Source organism: Hydrogenophaga sp., assembly GCF_035481345.1.
GTDB lineage: Bacteria > Pseudomonadota > Gammaproteobacteria > Burkholderiales > Burkholderiaceae_C > Hydrogenophaga.
Genome location: NZ_DATIGV010000164.1, coordinates 93,625 through 108,832, shown reverse-complemented (window position 1 = coordinate 108,832; position 15,208 = coordinate 93,625). Strand labels below are relative to the sequence as shown.

At 69.0% G+C, this 15,208-nt stretch carries 15 protein-coding genes; 9 read left to right on the top strand and 6 right to left on the bottom strand.

The features are described 5' to 3' along the window. The 6 genes from VLG41_RS17170 to VLG41_RS17145 all read right to left on the bottom strand — a co-directional run. On the bottom strand, positions 1-252 hold a 252-nt coding region (locus VLG41_RS17170), incomplete at its 3' end, for a glutathione S-transferase N-terminal domain-containing protein (RefSeq protein WP_325350610.1). 407 nt (positions 253-659) lie between these two features. Further along, on the bottom strand, positions 660-2,312 hold the full coding sequence (locus tag VLG41_RS17165; RefSeq protein ID WP_325350609.1) for an isovaleryl-CoA dehydrogenase: 1,653 nt from the start codon (positions 2,310-2,312) through the stop codon (positions 660-662). Between the two features lie 91 nt (positions 2,313-2,403). Further along, a complete protein-coding gene (locus tag VLG41_RS17160) occupies positions 2,404-3,420 on the bottom strand; it encodes an NADP-dependent oxidoreductase (protein WP_325350608.1) in 1,017 nt (338 codons plus the stop codon). 16 nt (positions 3,421-3,436) lie between these two features. Beyond that, positions 3,437-3,901 (bottom strand): PaaI family thioesterase, encoded by a 465-nt coding sequence (locus tag VLG41_RS17155; RefSeq protein WP_325350607.1) that lies wholly within the window; start codon positions 3,899-3,901, stop codon positions 3,437-3,439. Next, complete coding sequence (locus VLG41_RS17150) at positions 3,870-4,661, bottom strand: SDR family oxidoreductase (RefSeq protein ID WP_325350606.1); 792 nt, start codon at positions 4,659-4,661, stop codon at positions 3,870-3,872. The genes VLG41_RS17155 and VLG41_RS17150 overlap by 32 nt, the downstream gene beginning before the upstream one ends. Before the next feature lie 102 nt (positions 4,662-4,763). Further along, a complete protein-coding gene (locus tag VLG41_RS17145) occupies positions 4,764-6,701 on the bottom strand; it encodes a helix-turn-helix domain-containing protein (protein ID WP_325350605.1) in 1,938 nt (645 codons plus the stop codon). A 166-nt stretch (positions 6,702-6,867) separates the two neighbouring features. On the opposite strand from VLG41_RS17145, the gene VLG41_RS17140 reads away from it, so the two are divergent. The 9 genes from VLG41_RS17140 to VLG41_RS17100 are packed head-to-tail and all read left to right on the top strand — an operon-like array spanning position 6,868 to position 15,186. Continuing rightward, positions 6,868-7,659 carry an SDR family oxidoreductase gene (locus VLG41_RS17140; RefSeq protein WP_325350604.1) on the top strand — a complete coding sequence of 264 codons (792 nt, stop codon included), beginning with the start codon at positions 6,868-6,870 and terminating at the stop codon, positions 7,657-7,659. Between the two features lie 26 nt (positions 7,660-7,685). Further along, a complete protein-coding gene (locus VLG41_RS17135; protein WP_325350603.1) occupies positions 7,686-8,921 on the top strand; it encodes a branched-chain amino acid ABC transporter substrate-binding protein in 1,236 nt (411 codons plus the stop codon). A 3-nt stretch (positions 8,922-8,924) separates the two neighbouring features. Further along, positions 8,925-9,866: a branched-chain amino acid ABC transporter permease gene (locus tag VLG41_RS17130; protein WP_325350602.1), complete on the top strand. Its 942-nt coding sequence runs from the start codon at positions 8,925-8,927 to the stop codon at positions 9,864-9,866. 8 nt (positions 9,867-9,874) lie between these two features. After that, on the top strand, positions 9,875-11,101 hold the full coding sequence (locus VLG41_RS17125) for a branched-chain amino acid ABC transporter permease (RefSeq protein ID WP_325350601.1): 1,227 nt from the start codon (positions 9,875-9,877) through the stop codon (positions 11,099-11,101). Continuing rightward, positions 11,098-11,853, top strand: a complete 756-nt coding sequence (locus VLG41_RS17120; RefSeq protein ID WP_325350600.1) for an ABC transporter ATP-binding protein — start codon at positions 11,098-11,100, stop codon at positions 11,851-11,853. Before VLG41_RS17125 ends, VLG41_RS17120 begins: the two co-directional genes overlap by 4 nt. Then, a complete protein-coding gene (locus tag VLG41_RS17115; RefSeq protein WP_325350599.1) occupies positions 11,850-12,560 on the top strand; it encodes an ABC transporter ATP-binding protein in 711 nt (236 codons plus the stop codon). The genes VLG41_RS17120 and VLG41_RS17115 overlap by 4 nt, the downstream gene beginning before the upstream one ends. 23 nt (positions 12,561-12,583) lie before the next feature. Further along, a complete protein-coding gene (locus VLG41_RS17110; protein WP_325350598.1) occupies positions 12,584-13,516 on the top strand; it encodes a 3-keto-5-aminohexanoate cleavage protein in 933 nt (310 codons plus the stop codon). Positions 13,517-13,531: 15 nt separating this feature from the next. After that, positions 13,532-14,434 carry an SDR family NAD(P)-dependent oxidoreductase gene (locus tag VLG41_RS17105; protein ID WP_325350597.1) on the top strand — a complete coding sequence of 301 codons (903 nt, stop codon included), beginning with the start codon at positions 13,532-13,534 and terminating at the stop codon, positions 14,432-14,434. Beyond that, the gene (locus VLG41_RS17100; protein WP_325350596.1) at positions 14,431-15,186 is read left to right on the top strand and encodes an SDR family oxidoreductase; all 756 of its coding nucleotides are present in this window, start codon (positions 14,431-14,433) and stop codon (positions 15,184-15,186) included. The genes VLG41_RS17105 and VLG41_RS17100 overlap by 4 nt, the downstream gene beginning before the upstream one ends. Positions 15,187-15,208 lie beyond the last annotated feature (22 nt).

Genomic DNA, 15,208 nt, shown 5'->3' with positions numbered 1-15,208 from the left:
GGGGAACAGCGGCGGTTCGGCCGCGCGGTGCTCCAGCACGTCGGCGATGAGCGCGGTGTCGCAGTAGATGTCGGCACCGATCTGCAGCAGCGGCGTCTTGCGGTAGCCACCGGTGAGCGCCACCACGTCGGGCTTGGGCATCACGGTGGGAATGTGCACGCTGTGCCAGACGAAGCCTTTGTGGCCGAGCATGAGGCGCGCCTTCTCGGCAAAAGGCGACATCGGGTAGTGATGAAGAATCAGATCGTGCATGGTGGTGGCGTGCATGGCTTCTCGCTCGGGAATCATGCGGAAGCCTGACTTTTGCGGGGGCTGGGGTGCGTTGGGGCTTTCACGCCAGCGGGTTGGCGATGGCCGAGGCCACTGGGTGCCCTGCTCCGCGAATGTCCCCCGGGCGCTGCGCGCCCTCCTCCTTTATTTCGCTGCGCAGGGCACCCAGCGTCCTCGGCCCGCGACCATGCAGGCACGCCAACGGCAGGCATTCCACGACGGTGTGGATGGATCGGGGGACAGGGCGCTCTGTGTAGCGAAATAAAGGAGGAGGACCGGCGCAGCCGGTACGGGGGACATTCGCGGAACAGAGCGCCCTGGCGCCCGATCCCGCGAGGCAGCCGCCTGCGAGCGCAAACAACAGAGAGCATGTCCATGCGAAGAAGTCCTCAGGCGCGCGGCATCGCCCGCTCGATGATGGCGTCCACGTCGGTGCCAGAGGACAGCGAGCCGAAGCTGTACCCCCAGTGCCCGCCCAGGCGCGAATCGCAGAAGGCGTTGAACACCTCGGCCGGCGCGGTCTGCGCCAGCAGCGCGGCCTGCACGGCCAGCGCCACGTCCTGCGCCAGGCGGCGGGCTTCCATCTCGGTGGCCATCTCTTCCACACGCAGGGGCAATCGGGCCGCCAGGTGGTCCAGCGCGGCGTGTTGCCCTTTGGCGGGCGCCAGTTCCTGCGCCAGCGCGGCGGCGGCGTCGGCTTTGCGGATGGCGCGCAAGAGATCGAGCGCCATGATGTTGCCGGCGCCTTCCCAGATGGAATTGAGCGGCATCTCGCGGTAGATGCGGGCCATGGTGCCCTCGCCGCCTTCTTCCACGTAGCCATTGCCGCCCAGGCACTCCATGGCCTCCTGCGCGAAGTGGCTGCCGCGCTTGCAGATCCAGAACTTGGCCACGGGCGTGAGCAGGCGGGCGATCACCTGCTCGTGCGGGTCACTTTGCCGGTCGAAGGCGCGCGCCAGGCGCAAGGCCAAGGCGGTGGCGGCTTCGGATTCGAGGGCGAGGTCGGCCAGCACGTTCTTCATCAGCGGCTGGTCGATGAGGACCTTGCCGAAGGCCTTGCGCTGCGTGGTGTGGTTGAGCGCGATGGACAGGGCCTGGCGCATCAGCCCGCTGGTGCCGAGCGCGCAGTCCAGTCGCGTCATCGTGCCCATGGCCAGGATCTGCGGCACGCCGCGGCCTTCCTCGCCCACCAGCCAGGCCGTGGCGCCGTGGAACTCCACCTCGGAGCTGGCGTTGGCCTTGTTGCCCAGCTTGTCCTTCAGGCGCTGGATGTGGATGGCGTTGACGCCGCCGTCGGGCAGCACGCGCGGCAGGAACAGGCAACTCAGCCCGCTGGCCGTCTGCGCGAGGATGAGGAAGGCGTCGCACATGGGCGCGGAGAAGAACCACTTGTGGCCGGTCACCGTGAAGCGCTGGCCCCAGTCGTCCTGCCCGGCGGGTTCGGCGCGCGTGGTGTTGGCGCGCACGTCCGATCCGCCCTGCTTCTCCGTCATGCCCATGCCCATGGTGGCGCCGGGCTTGTCGCGCCAGACCTTGAGCGCCGGGTCGTACGCGCGGCTGGAGAGCTGCGGCGCCCAGTCGCGGTAGATGGCCGCGTTGCCCTGCAGCGCGGGCGTGACCGCGTAGCTCATGGAGATGGGGCACAGCACCGAGGGCTCCAGCTCGGTGAAGAGCATGAAGCCGGCGGCGCGGCGCAGGTGGGCGCTGCCCGTGGCCTGTTCGGCCGGAGCGAAGGCCGCGCCGTGCAGCCCCGCGCCCACCGCCTCGCGCATCAGCGCGTGGTAGCTGGGGTGGAACTCCACCTGATCGATGCGCTCGCCCACGCGGCTGTGCGTCTTGAGTTGCGGCGTGTACACATTGGCCAGGCGCGCGTGGGCCTGCATCTCACCGCTGCCCACGGCGGCACCCAGCGCGCGCAGGGCGGACGTGTCCAGCCCCGGCGCGTTGAAGGCCAGCGCGGCCTGCAGCGCGCGGTTGGTCTCGAAGAGGTTCACGTCCACCAGCGGCGCGGGCTGGTTGAAGACCTCATGCGTCACATTCATGCCATCTCCTATCGCGGGCCACCGCGGAACCGGCTTTGCCGGGCCGCAGGTGGCGCCCCCTGGGGGGTGACGCCGCAGGCGGCGCGGGGGCTTACACCAGCTTGACGAGCTGCTTGCCGAAGTTCTTGCCCTTGAGCAAACCGAGGAAGGCTTCGGGCGCGGCGGCGATGCCCTGCGCCACCGTCTCGCGCGGGCGCAGCTTGCCGGTGCCCACCAGCGTGCCCAGCTCCTTCAGGGCCTCGGGCCACACCTCCATGTGCTCGCTCACGATGAAGCCTTCCACCTTGAGCCGGTTCACCAGGATCAGCGCCGGGTTGGCCAGCGGCAGCGGCTGGCCATCGTAGCCGGCGATCATGCCGCAGACGGCGATGCGGCCGAAGGCGTTCATGCGCAGCAGCACGGCGTCCAGGACCATGCCGCCCACGTTCTCGAAGTAGCCATCGATGCCGTTCGGGCAGGCCTCTTTGAGCGCCTTGGCCAGCGAGTACATGTCCTTGTGCAGGCGGTAGTCGATGCAGGCGTCGAAGCCCAGCTCTTCCACCGCGTACTTGCACTTCTCGGGCCCACCCGCGATGCCCACCGCTCGGCAGCCGCGCGCCTTGGCCAGCGCGCCGAAGGCGCTGCCCACGGCACCCGTGGCCGCGCTCACCACCACGGTGTCGCCGGCCTTGGGGTTGATGATCTTCACCAGGCCGTACCAGGCGGTCACGCCGGGCATGCCCACGGCGCCCAGGTAGTGGCTCAGCGGCACGTGGGTGGTGTCCACCTTGCGCAGCGCGCCCGGCTGCTCGGCGTCCACCACGCTGTATTCCTGCCAGCCGCCCATGCCCACCACCTTGTCACCCACGGCGTACTTGGGGTTCTTCGACTCGGCCACCTCGCCCACGGTGCCGCCGATCATGACCTCGCCCAGCGGCTGCGAGGCCGCGTAGCTCTTGCTGTCGTTCATGCGCCCGCGCATGTACGGGTCCAGGCTGAGGAAGTGGTGGCGCACGAGCACCTGGCCGTCCTTGAGCGCGGGCGTCTCAGTGCTCACGAGCTTGAAGTTGTCGACCGTGGCCTCGCCCTTGGGGCGGTTGTCGAGCAGGATCTGGCGGTTGGTGGGCATGGTGTGGTTCCCGGATTCAGTCGGTTGAGATGCGGTTGAGGGTGTGCACGGAACCCGGCCCGGTGGGCAGGCGGGGCACGAACTTGAAGGTGCCGGTGGCGTGGCTGCACAGCTTGCCGGCGGCGTCGAACACGCTGGCTTCGGTGAAGGCCATGGTGGCCGTGCGGTGCAGCAGCTTGCCGCGCGCCACCAGCGGGCCCTTGGCGGCGCGCATGAAGCTGGTTTTCATCTCGATCGTGATGCAGCCCATGTCGGTCTGCACCGAGCGCGCGGCGTGCGCCATCACCACGTCCAGCAGGGTCATGCTGGCGCCGCCGTGCACCACGTCGAAGGAGTTCAGGTGCTCGGGCGCCGGCTCGTAAGTGATCTCCGCCTCGCCGCCGTCCATGCGGATGAGGCGAAAGCCGAGCAGATCGACGAAGGGGATGCGTACAGAAAAGTCCAAGTGTTCAGCCACCGGTGATGATCGAAACGCCGCCATCGACGGCCAGCCACTGGCCGGTGATGTGCTTGCCGGCGTCGCTGGCGTACAGCAGCGTCAGGCCTTTCAGGTCCTCGTCGTCGCCCAGGCGGCCCAGCGGCGCGTGGGCGGCCAGCTTTTCCTCACCCATGGCTTTCAGCGTGCCCTGCGTCATCTTGCTCGGGAAGAAGCCCGGGCAGATGGCGTTGACGCGGATGCCATGGTCGCCCCATTCGGCCGCCAGCGCGCGCGTGAAGTTGATGACCGCGCCCTTGGAGGTGTTGTAGGCGATGGTCTTCATGCCGCGCGGGTTGCCGCCCAGGCCGGCGATGGACGCGGTGTTGATGATGCTGCCGCCCTTGTTCGGGATCATGCTGCGGCGCGCAACCTCCTGGCTCAGGATGAAGTAGCTGCGCACGTTGAGGTCCATCACCTTGTCCCAGGCCTCCACGGGGTGCTCTTCGGCCGCCGCGCCCCAGGCCGCGCCCGCGTTGTTCACCAGGATGTCGATGCGGCCCAGGCGCTTCATCGCTTCATCCACCAGCCGGCGGCACTCCTCCTCGCTCTGGCCGTCGGCGGCCACCCATTCGGCGGCGATGCCGGCGGCCTTGAGCTCGGCCGTGGCCTCTTCCAGGTCGGCCTGCTTGCGCGAGCTGATCAGCACGCGCGCGCCGGCCTCGCCCAGCGCATGCGCCATCTGCAGGCCCAGGCCGCGCGAGCCCCCGGTGATGAGGGCGGTCTTGCCCTTGAGGTCGAAGAGTTGGGAGATGGTGCGGGTCATGTCTTGTCTGCCTCGTGTGTGTTGTTTGAACCGTCGGAAACAGTCATTGTGGCCCGAGGGGCGGCGCCTGTGTGTCACATCAGTGGCGCCCCCGCCGTCCGCTCAGGAGCGCAGGCTCCACAGCCGCAGGGCCACGTGGACTTCGAGCGCACGGGACGCCTGGCCCAGGTGGCCCAGCAGCCCTTCGATGGTGGCCAGGCGCTGGCGCACCGTATTGACGTGGATGTCCAGTCGCTGGGCCGTGGTCCTGGCGTTCTGGTTGCAATCGAAGAAGCACAGCAAGGTGGCGGTGAGGGCCGTGTGGCGCTTGCGGTCGTGCTGGAGCAAGGGGCCGATGCAGGCCTGGAGGAACTGCTCCAGGCTGCTGGCGTCGTGGGTCTCGAACAGGGTGGAATACAGCGCCAGCTCGTTCTGCCCGATGAGCTGCTCCTGCAGGCCCAGGCGGCGCAGGATGCCCATGGACCGCTTGATGGTTGCAAACACCGCGGGCAGCTCGGCGGGTGAACTCATGGGGCGCGACAGCACGCCCCGGTAGGCCTTGCCCACTTCCCGGCGTATCCAAAGCGCCAGGGCCTGGCGCACCTCCTGGGCGCGAAGGGCGCCGCACACGACGACCACGGTGCCGTCGATGTCGTCGATCAGGCAGGGTTTCACCTCGGGAATCTGCAGCAGGCGCCGGGACACGAAGCCCGCGCTCGGCCCGTTGAACTCGATCATCATGAGCGAAAGGGGCTGGGTGAGATCCAGGCCGAAGCGCTCGGCCCGATCGCCCAGCACGGCCAGTTCGTCCTGTCGCGGCGACACCAGGGCGCGCATCAGGGCCGACATGTCGCGGTGGCTGCTGGCCTCCTGGCGCTCCTGCGAGAGCAGCACGATCCCGATCACGCTCGAGCTGCGCTCGAAGGTGCGCTCGGCCACCTCTTCCAGTGCTTGCTGGTGAAACAGGACGATGGCGCCCAGCGCGTCGTCCCCCCCGATCACCGGCATGACGCGGCAGATCTCGCCGTCGGCTTCGTAGGCCTGGGCCGAACGCCCGGACAGGCGCGCCTGGCGAAGGGCCCGGGCCAGGTCGGCGCTGTGTTCGCCATGGGGCCGATAGGCTTGCGCGCCGGTGCCCGCATAGCCCTCAGCCACGCCCTGGCTGATGACCTGGTTGACCTCGTCCAGCACCAGCAGGCTGCCGCCCAACAGGCCCGCCACCGCCTGGCACAGGGCCGCCAGCGAGGCGCCCCGCGCCAGCAGCAGGGTGATCTCTTCGTGCGCGTCGGCGGCCGCCTGCACACCCCGGACGTGGCGCTCCAGTTCGGATCGGGCCTCGTCCGCCTTGTCCAGCGCCACGTTGATGCGCTTGAAGTCGCGTGCGTTCTTCAGGGCCAGCGCGCCGTGGGCGGCCAGCGCGCGCAGGATCGCGATGTTCTGCGTGGTGTGGACTCGCGGGTAGCGGTCCGCCGCGAACAGCAGGCCGATCACCTCGTCCTGCCAGATCAGCGGCACGCCCACCAGGGCGCAGATGCCCTCGGCGCGGAAGATGTCGTCGAAGCGGGGGTCGTGATTGAAGCGCGTGTCGTGCAGGTAGTCGGGTGTCGTGAAGGGCATGCGGGTGGCCATCACCACGCTGGCCATGCCCCGGTCGCTGCGGATGTTCATGGCCACCGAACTGCGCGTCAGCCCGCCTTCGGCGGCCAGCGCCTGGAACACGCCACGCGCCTCGTCCAGCTCGGAGAGCCAGGCCATGTCGGCGCCCAGCAGGCGCCGCGTGCGGGCCACCATGGCATCGAGCAGCTTGCCCTGTTCCAGTTGCTCCGAGAGATCCTGGGCCGACTCCATCAGGGCCACCATGCCCTGCTCGCGTTGCTGCAGCACCTCGATGCGGTTGTGCACGGCCATGGCCATGCGCACCGTCTCCACGAGGCTCGCCTTGTCGGCCTGACCGGCCGGCAAGGCCTCGACCCGGGCCAACTGCTGGGCGAAGTCCTCGGCGGGCGCGGCGCGGTGCAGCAATTCGATCAAGGTGTGCGCGATCGAGGGGGTGGTGTCCAAGGCGCCTCCTGCGTGGGGGGGCAAGCGTATCAGAGCCTGACGGCCCCCCGGCGGGCGTCTTATGTGCGCTCGTCACACAAACAGGCCATTAATTGTGTGTTCACAGAACATGGTTCGTGACGGGTCCATTGCAGACACTGCCCGCAGCTTGTCCACCGACCCACCCATGGCCCTTCACGATTCCCTCCGCCCTGTCCCCGGCCTTCGCGTGCTGATCACCGCCGGGGCCGGTGGCATCGGCGCCGCCATCGCGCGCGCCTTCCATGCCGCGGGCGCCCAGGTGCACGTCTGCGACATCGATCGCGTGGCACTGGACCGGCTGCTCACCGAGACCCCGGGCCTCACCGGTACGCCAGCCGATGCGTCGGTCGCGTCCGACGTGGACGCCGTGTTCGAGGGCGTGCGCCACCACCTGGGTGGCCTGGACGTGCTGGTCAACAACGCCGGCATCGCCGGCCCGACCGCCGCCATCGAGGACATCGACGTCGCGGCCTGGGAGCGCACGCTGGCCGTCAACCTGGACAGCCAGTTCCATTTCGCGCGCCGCGCGGTGCCCCTGCTGAAGGCCTCGGACGCGAACCCGACGCTCATCGCCATGGGCTCGGTCGCGGGCCGCCTGGGCTATGCGTACCGCACGCCCTACGCCGCCAGCAAATGGGCCATCGTGGGCATGACCCGGTCGCTGGCCATCGAGCTCGGCCCGCAGGGCGTGCGGGTCAACGCCATCCTGCCCGGCGTGGTCGAGGGTGCCCGCATGGACGGCGTCATCGCGGCGCGCGCGAGCGCCCTGGGCATCGGCCCCGAAGCGATGCGCCAGCAGTACCTGGACAAGATTTCCCTGCGCCGCATGGTCACCGCCGACGACGTCGCGGCCACGGCGCTGTTCCTGGGTTCGCCGGGCGCGCGCAACCTGACCGGTCAGGTCATCAGCGTGGACGGCAACGTCGAGTACCTCTAACCCCCCACCACAACAGGAGACAAACCATGACCTCAATTCGCCTCGCCGCGCTCCCCGCGGCCCTGCTGATCGCCGCGGCTGCGCACGCCGACCCGGTCAAGATCGGCCTGCTGGAAACCCTCTCGGGTCCGCAGGCCTCGACGGGTCAGACCTTCCGCGCGGGTGTGCGCTTCGCCATCGACAAGATGAACGCGGCCGGTGGCTGGAACGGCCAGCCGGTGCAACTGGTCGAGTACGACAACCAGGGCGGGCCCGCCGGTGCGTCGGACAAGCTCAAGGCCGCCATCGCCGACGGCGTTCAGATCGTCGTGCAGGGAGCGTCGTCCGCGATCGGCGGGCAGATCACCGAGGACGTGCGCAAGCACAACCTGCGCAACCCGGGCAAGGAAATCGTCTACATCAACGTCGGCGCCGAGGCCCTGGAGCTGACGGGTGACAAGTGCAACTTCCACCACTTCCGCGTGGCCCCCAACGCGCAGGTGCGCACCAAGGTGCTGGTGAAGGGCATGAAGGAGGCCAACGCGCTGGGCAAGAAGGTCTACGCCATCAACCAGAACTACTCCTGGGGCCAGGACATGGAGGCCGCCATCGTCGAGAACGCGGCGGCGGGTGGCTACCAGGTGGTGGAGAAGACCCTGCACGACACCAACAAGATCCAGGACTTCGCGCCCTACATCGCCAAGATCGGCAGCTCGGGCGCCGAGACCGTGCTCACCGGCAACTGGTCCAACGACCTGCTGCTGATGATGAAGGCGGCCAAGGGCGCCGGCCTCAAGGCCACGTTCGGCACGGTCTTTCTCGACCAGCCGGGCAACATCAGCAACGCGGGTGACACGGCCCTGGGGCACTTCATCGTGCACGCCTTCAACGGCGAAGCGGGCGGTGCCGAGGGCGAGCGCTTCGTGGCCGACTTCTCGGCCAAGCTGGGCCGCCCGCCCGTGTTCGTCGAACCGCAGACGGTGTTCGGCCTGGACATGGTGGCCGATGCCCTGCGGCGCACCAAGCCCGAAGGCGGCAAGCTCAACGTGAACGCCTTCGCCCGCGCAATGGAGACCGCGCGCCTGAAGACCCCCATGGGCGAAGCCAGCATGCGCGCCGCGGACCACCAGATCCTGATGCCGCTGGTGGTGTCCACCGTGAGCCGGGACGCCCGCTACAAGGTGGACGGCACGGACATGGGCTTCAAGCCGGTGAAGGTGTTCAGCGCCGACGACGCCGCCATGCCCGTGCAGCCCAGCTGCAAGATGCAGCGGCCGTCCTGAGCCATGGACACCTTGCTGTTCTCGCTGCTCAACGGAGTCATCTACGGTCTGCTGCTGTTCATGGTGTCGGCGGGGCTGACGCTGGTGTTTGGAATGATGGGGGTGCTGAACTTCGCCCACGCATCGTTCTACATGCTCGGCGCCTACTTCGCCTACACGCTGCAGGGCGTGCTGGGCTTCGGCGCGGCGGTCGTGGTGGCCATGTTGCTGGCCGGCGGCGTGGGCGCGGTGGTGGAGCGCTTCTTCCTGCGGCGCGTCCACCACCATGGCCACGCGCACGAACTGCTGCTCACCTTCGGGCTGTCGTTCATCGTGGCCGAGGCGATCAAGCTGCTGTTCGGCAATTTCCCGGTGAACTACCAGGTGCCCGCGGTGCTCGACGGACCGGCCTTCTCACTCGGTGGGCAGCAGTACCCCCTGTACCGGCTGTTGATGGGGGGCGTGGCCCTGGTGATGTTCGCCCTGCTCTACCTGCTGCTGACACGCACCCGCGTGGGCATCATCGTGCGCTCGGCCATCTACCGGCCGCGCATGGTCGAAGCCCTGGGCCACAACGTGCAGTTCGTGTTCATGGGGGTGTTCGGCGTCGGGGCCGCACTGGCGGGGCTGGCCGGCGCCATTGCCGGGGCCTTCTACACCACGAGCCCGAACATGGCGCTGGAGATCGGCGTGATGGTGTTCGTGGTGGTGGTGGTCGGCGGCCTGGGCTCGCTGGCGGGGGCCATGCTGGCCTCGTTGCTGATCGGCTTGATCACCTCGCTGGCGGTGGGCATCGACCGCAGCCTGGCCGACCTGCTGGGCCTGGTGGGTGCAGGGGCCTGGGCCGAAGGCGTGGGCGGCCTGCTCACGCTCAAGCTGTCCAGCCTGGCGTCCACGCTGCCATTTGCCTTGATGTTGCTCGTCCTGCTGCTGCGGCCTCAGGGCCTGTTGGGCGACAAGAGCTGATCTTTCCCATGCGTACCTCCATCTCCCTTCTGTTGGGCGGCCTGGCCCTGCTCGCGGTGTTGCCGCTCCTGCTGTCGGCGGGGCTGCTCAACGCCGCCGTGCAGATGCTGATCGCCGCCTTGTTCGCCAGCGCCTACGGCCTGCTGGCGGGTCGCGCCGGCATGCTTTCTTTCGGTCATGCGGCGTATTTCGGCGTGGGCGCGTTTGCCACCGTCCATGGCATGAACGCGCTGGGTGGCGCCGGCCTGCTGCCCACGCCGCTGATGCCGCTGGTGGGTGCCGGCGCGGGGCTGGCGTTCGGTGTCGCGGCAGGCTGGTTCGCCACCCAGCGCAGCGGCACGGCCTTCGCGATGATCACCCTGGCCATCGCGGAGTTGCTGCATTCGCTGGCCCCGCAGCTCAAGGGCCTGTTCGGCGGTGAGTCGGGCATCTCCGCCATGCGCATGCCGGCCTGGGGCCTGAACTTCGGCACGACCACCCAGGTGTACTACCTCACGCTGGCCTGGGTGCTGATCTCGCTGCTGCTGCTGCATTTCCACACGCGCACGCCAGCCGGCCGCCTGACGCTGGGCCTGCGCGAGAACAGCCATCGCCTGCGCTTCCTGGGCTATGACGTGCACCGGCTCAGCGTGTCGGCCTTTGCCATCTCCGGCCTCTTCTCAGGGGTGGCGGGCGCACTGCAGGTGCTGGCCAATGAAGCGGCCAACTACGTGGTCTTCGACCCCGGCGTGTCGGCCAGCGTGGTGCTCAACAGCTACATCGGTGGCGTCGGGGTCTTCCTGGGGCCGGCGCTGGGCGCGGCGCTGATGAGCTTCTTCGGTTACGCCGTGTCGGACAACACCCAGGCCTGGCTGCTCTACCAGGGCGTGCTGTTCGTCCTGGTGATGATGTTCATGCCGCAGGGCCTGGTCGGTCTGGGAGGCCTCGCGGTGTCGCGTGTGCGGCGCCTCGGTGCCGCGCGCGCGCTGCCCTTGTTGCTCACCTGGCTGCTGGCGGCCCTGTTGCTGGCCTGCGGCGCGGTGTTCCTGATCGAGCTGTTGCAACGCCTGTGCTCGGAGGACTACCGCGCCCTGGCCGCGCAGGCGGGCGGCTGGCCGCCGGTGACCCTGCTCAAGACCGCGTGGAACGTGACCAGCGTCACCACCTGGGCCTGGCCGCTGGGCCTGCTGGCCCTGGGCGGCGGCCTGCTGGCCTTCGCGCACCGGCGCCTGCAAACCGGAGAGGACCCCGCATGAGCGAGCCCATCCTGCAACTCAAGGCACTGCACAAGTCGTTCGGCGATACGCCGATCATCCGCGGCGTCGACCTCGAGGTGGCGCCTGGTGAGCGCCGCGCCCTGATCGGCCCGAATGGCGCGGGCAAGTCCACCCTGTTCCACCTGATCTCGGGCAACCTGGGCGCCAGTTCGGGCACGGTGGCCTTCCAGGGGCGCGACATCACCGGTTGGTCGCCTCAGCGCGTGAACCGCCTGGGTCTGGCGCGGTCCTTCCAGATCACCAACATCTTCCCCAGGCTGACGGTGTTCGAGAACGTTCGCCTGGCGGTGATGCGCCAGCAGCCGCAGCCGACGGCGTTCTGGCGCCGCGTCGACCGCATGCCCGGCCTGCGGGAAGCCACCGACCGGCTGCTCGAGCAGGTGCGCCTGCACCAGCGCGCGGCCAGCCTGGCCGGTGAACTGAGCTACTCCGAGCAGCGCTCGCTGGAAATCGCGATGACCGTGGCCTCCGATCCCCAGCTCATCCTGCTCGACGAGCCCATGGCGGGCATGTCGAGCGAGGAGACCGAGTACACCTTGAATCTGATCCGCGAGGTCACCGCCGGCCGGGCGCTGCTGATCGTGGAGCACGACATGGACGTGGTGTTCCAGCTGGCCGACCGCATCAGCGTGCTGGTGTATGGCCAGGTGATCGCCACCGGAACGCCGGACGAGATCCGCCGGCACCGGGGCGTGCGCGAGGCCTACCTGGGCGAGGAGGTGGCGGCATGAGTCCCTTGCTCGAGGTTGACGACCTGCACGCCTACTACGGCAAGAGCCACATCCTGCAGGGCGTGGGCCTGCGGGTCGGCCAGGGCGAAGTGCTCAGCCTGCTCGGGCGCAACGGCTCGGGCCGCTCCACCACGCTCAAGGCCCTGATGGGCCTGGTGGCGCCCAGCCGGGGCAGCGTGCGCCTGGCGGGCCGCGAACTGGCCGGCTCTGCGCCCAGCCGCATTTGCCGCGCCGGCCTGGCGTATGTGCCCGAGGAACGCGAGGTGTTCGCCAACCTCACCGTGGACGAGAACCTGCGCATGGGCGAACAGCCGCCGGCGCCCGGCGCCCCACGCTGGACCCTGCAGCAGATGTTCGACTACTTCCCCCGGCTCAAGGAGCGGCGCCACACACGGGCCGGCAGCCTGTCGGGCGGCGAGCAGCAGATGCTCACGATCTGCCGCTCCCTGCTGGGCAACCCGCGGGTCATCCTGATCGATGAACCCACCGAAGGGCTGGCGCCCATGATCGTGGCGCAGGTCGCCGAGTGCATTCGCGACATGCGCGCCCAGGGGGTGTCGGTGGTCCTGGTCGAGCAGAAGCTCGCCATCGCGCTCAAGGTGTCGGACCGCGTGTGCGTGATGGGCCATGGCCGCATCGTGTTCGAGGGCACGCCCGCCCAACTGCAATCCGATCCGGCCCTGCTCGCGCAGTGGCTGGCCGTCTAGGAACCCTCCGCACAAGCCTTCACATGTCCGACAAAGTCATCATCTCCTGCGCCGTCACCGGCTCGGTGCACACGCCCACCATGTCGCCCTACCTCGCGATCACGCCCGAGCAGATCGCCGAGCAGGCCATCGAGGCCGCCGAGGCCGGCGCGGCCATCCTGCACCTGCACGCGCGCGACCCCGCCGACGGACGACCCACACCCGACCCGAAGGTCTTCGACCGCTTCGTGCCCCGCATCAAGGCCGCCACCGATGCGGTCATCAACATCACCACCGGTGGCAGCACCCGCATGACGCTGGCCGAGCGGCTCGCCTATCCCCTGCAGGCGGCGCCCGAGATGTGCTCGCTCAACATGGGGTCGATGAACTTCTCCATCCACCCCGTGGCACGAAAGATCTCGCACTGGCAGCACGGCTGGGAGAAGCCTTATGTGGAAGGCATGGAGGACCTGATCTTTCGCAACACCTTCGCCGACATCAAACACATCCTCCAGGTGCTGGGCCGCGAGCGCGGCACGCGCTTCGAGTTCGAGTGTTACGACATGGGCCACCTCTACACGCTGGCCCATTTCCGCGACGAAGGCCTGATCGACGGGCCCATCTTCCTGCAGTGCATCTTCGGCATCCTCGGCGGCCTCGGGGCCGACCCGGAGAACCTCGTCGCCATGCGCGCCACGGCCGACCGACTGTTCGGCCGTGACGGCTACCGCTTCTCCGTGCTCGGCGCCGGGCGCCACCAGATGCCGCTGCTGACCATGGCCGCGGTGATGGGCGGCAACGTGCGCGTGGGGCTGGAAGACAGCCTCTACCTCGGCAAGGGCCAACTGGCGAGCAGTTGCGCCGAGCAGGTGCGCAAGATCCGCCGCATTCTCGACGAGCTGTCGCTGGAGGTCGCGACACCCGCCGAGGCCCGTGCCCTGCTGGCGCTCAAGGGCGCCGATGCCGTCAATTTCTGACCACCTTCACACACCATGAAAAAACTGCTTCAAGAACGGGTTGCCATCGTCACCGGCGCCGGCGGGGGCCTGGGCCGCGCCCATGCCCTGGAACTGGCGCGCCACGGCGCCCGCGTGATCGTCAATGACCTGGGCGGCCCCGACGGCGGCGCCGGTGCGCAGGCCGTGGTGGCCGACATCCGTGCCCAGGGCGGCGAGGCCCTGGTGCACCTGGGCGACGTCACGCGGGCCGGCAACATGCAGGACATGGCCGAACTGGCCATGTCCTCCTGGGGCCGCATCGACATCCTCATCAACAACGCGGGCATCCTGCGGGACAAGAGCTTCGCCAAGATGGCGCTGGAGGACTTCCGCCTGGTGCTGGAGGTGCACGTGATGGGCGCCGTCAACGCCACCAAGGCGGTGTGGCCGCAGATGCAGGAGCAGCAGTACGGCCGGATCGTGATGACCACCTCGTCCTCGGGCCTGTACGGCAATTTCGGCCAGTCCAACTACGGTGCCGCCAAGATGGCGCTGGTGGGCCTCATGCAGACGCTGGCGCTGGAGGGCGACAAGCGCAACATCCGCGTCAACTGCCTGGCCCCGTCCGCCGCCACCGGCATGACGCACGGCATCCTGCCACCCGAGGCGCTGGCACGGCTCACGCCGGAACAGGTCAGCCCCGCCCTCATCCCCCTGGTCTGCGAAGACGCGCCCAACCGCACCATCCTGCTGGCCGGCGCGGGCAGCTTCGAGGCCGCGCACATCACCATGACGCAGGGCATCCACATCGCGGACACGGCGCACGCCGGCGAGCAGTTGTGCCAGCGACTGGCCGAGGTCCGCAGCCGCGAGGGAGAACGTGTCCCGGGGTCCGGCTGGGAGCAGTACGCGCATGAGCTGAAACTGGGCGAGCGCGCCATGGAAGGTGCCGAATGAGCGCTGGCCTGCAAGGACAGGTCGCGTGGGTCACCGGGGCCGGCTCCGGCATCGGGCTGGCGGCGGCCCGTGCGCTGGCGAGCGCTGGAGCCACCGTGGTGCTGTCCGGGCGACGAGCTGGTCTGCTCGAGGCCGCGGCCGCGGACATCCGCGCCGCGGGCGCGGTGGCCGAGGTGGCGGTGCTCGACGTGACGGATGCCTCGGCCGTGGCGGCCACCGCCTCGGCACTGCTGCAGCGCCACGGCGGCCGCCTGGACGTGCTGGTGAACTGCGCCGGCACCAACACACCCGAGCGTTTCTGGCACGACCAGTCCGCCCAGGGCTGGCGCCAGGTCATCGCGACCAACATGGACAGCATCTTCTACACGACGCACGCCGTGCTGCCCGCCATGCGTGCGCGCCGCAGCGGCCTGGTCATCAACGTGTCGTCGTGGGCCGGCGTGCACCACCCCAAGCTCACCGGGCCCGCCTACAACGGCAGCAAGCACGCCGTGGTCGCGATGACGGAGACCATCAACATGGAAGACGGCGTGAACGGCATCCGCGCCTGCAGCCTGTGCCCCGCCGAGGTGGCCACGCCCATCCTGGACACGCGGCCCTCCCCGCCCACGGCCCAGGAACGCTCGCGCATGCTGCAGCCCGACGACCTGGGACACACCATCCGCTTCATTGCCGAGCTGCCGCCCGGTGTCTGCATCAACCAGCTCGTCATCAGCCCCACCTGGAACCGCATGTACGTGAACGACCTGTGAGCCCGGCTTTTTCCGCCCCCAA

Excerpts from the sequence above, each read along its gene's own strand:
- VLG41_RS17110 (WP_325350598.1), top strand. The coding sequence starts at position 12,584 with ATGTCCGACAAAGTCATCATCTCCTGCGCCGTCACCGGCTCGGTGCAC.
- VLG41_RS17140 (WP_325350604.1), top strand. The coding sequence starts at position 6,868 with ATGGCCCTTCACGATTCCCTCCGCCCTGTCCCCGGCCTTCGCGTGCTG.
- VLG41_RS17115 (WP_325350599.1), top strand. The coding sequence starts at position 11,850 with ATGAGTCCCTTGCTCGAGGTTGACGACCTGCACGCCTACTACGGCAAG.
- VLG41_RS17165 (WP_325350609.1), bottom strand. The coding sequence starts at position 2,312 with ATGAATGTGACGCATGAGGTCTTCAACCAGCCCGCGCCGCTGGTGGAC.
- VLG41_RS17155 (WP_325350607.1), bottom strand. The coding sequence starts at position 3,901 with ATGGCGGCGTTTCGATCATCACCGGTGGCTGAACACTTGGACTTTTCT.
- VLG41_RS17105 (WP_325350597.1), top strand. The coding sequence starts at position 13,532 with ATGAAAAAACTGCTTCAAGAACGGGTTGCCATCGTCACCGGCGCCGGC.
- VLG41_RS17150 (WP_325350606.1), bottom strand. The coding sequence starts at position 4,661 with ATGACCCGCACCATCTCCCAACTCTTCGACCTCAAGGGCAAGACCGCC.
- VLG41_RS17120 (WP_325350600.1), top strand. The coding sequence starts at position 11,098 with ATGAGCGAGCCCATCCTGCAACTCAAGGCACTGCACAAGTCGTTCGGC.
- VLG41_RS17100 (WP_325350596.1), top strand. The coding sequence starts at position 14,431 with ATGAGCGCTGGCCTGCAAGGACAGGTCGCGTGGGTCACCGGGGCCGGC.
- VLG41_RS17125 (WP_325350601.1), top strand. The coding sequence starts at position 9,875 with ATGCGTACCTCCATCTCCCTTCTGTTGGGCGGCCTGGCCCTGCTCGCG.
- VLG41_RS17160 (WP_325350608.1), bottom strand. The coding sequence starts at position 3,420 with ATGCCCACCAACCGCCAGATCCTGCTCGACAACCGCCCCAAGGGCGAG.
- VLG41_RS17135 (WP_325350603.1), top strand. The coding sequence starts at position 7,686 with ATGACCTCAATTCGCCTCGCCGCGCTCCCCGCGGCCCTGCTGATCGCC.
- VLG41_RS17130 (WP_325350602.1), top strand. The coding sequence starts at position 8,925 with ATGGACACCTTGCTGTTCTCGCTGCTCAACGGAGTCATCTACGGTCTG.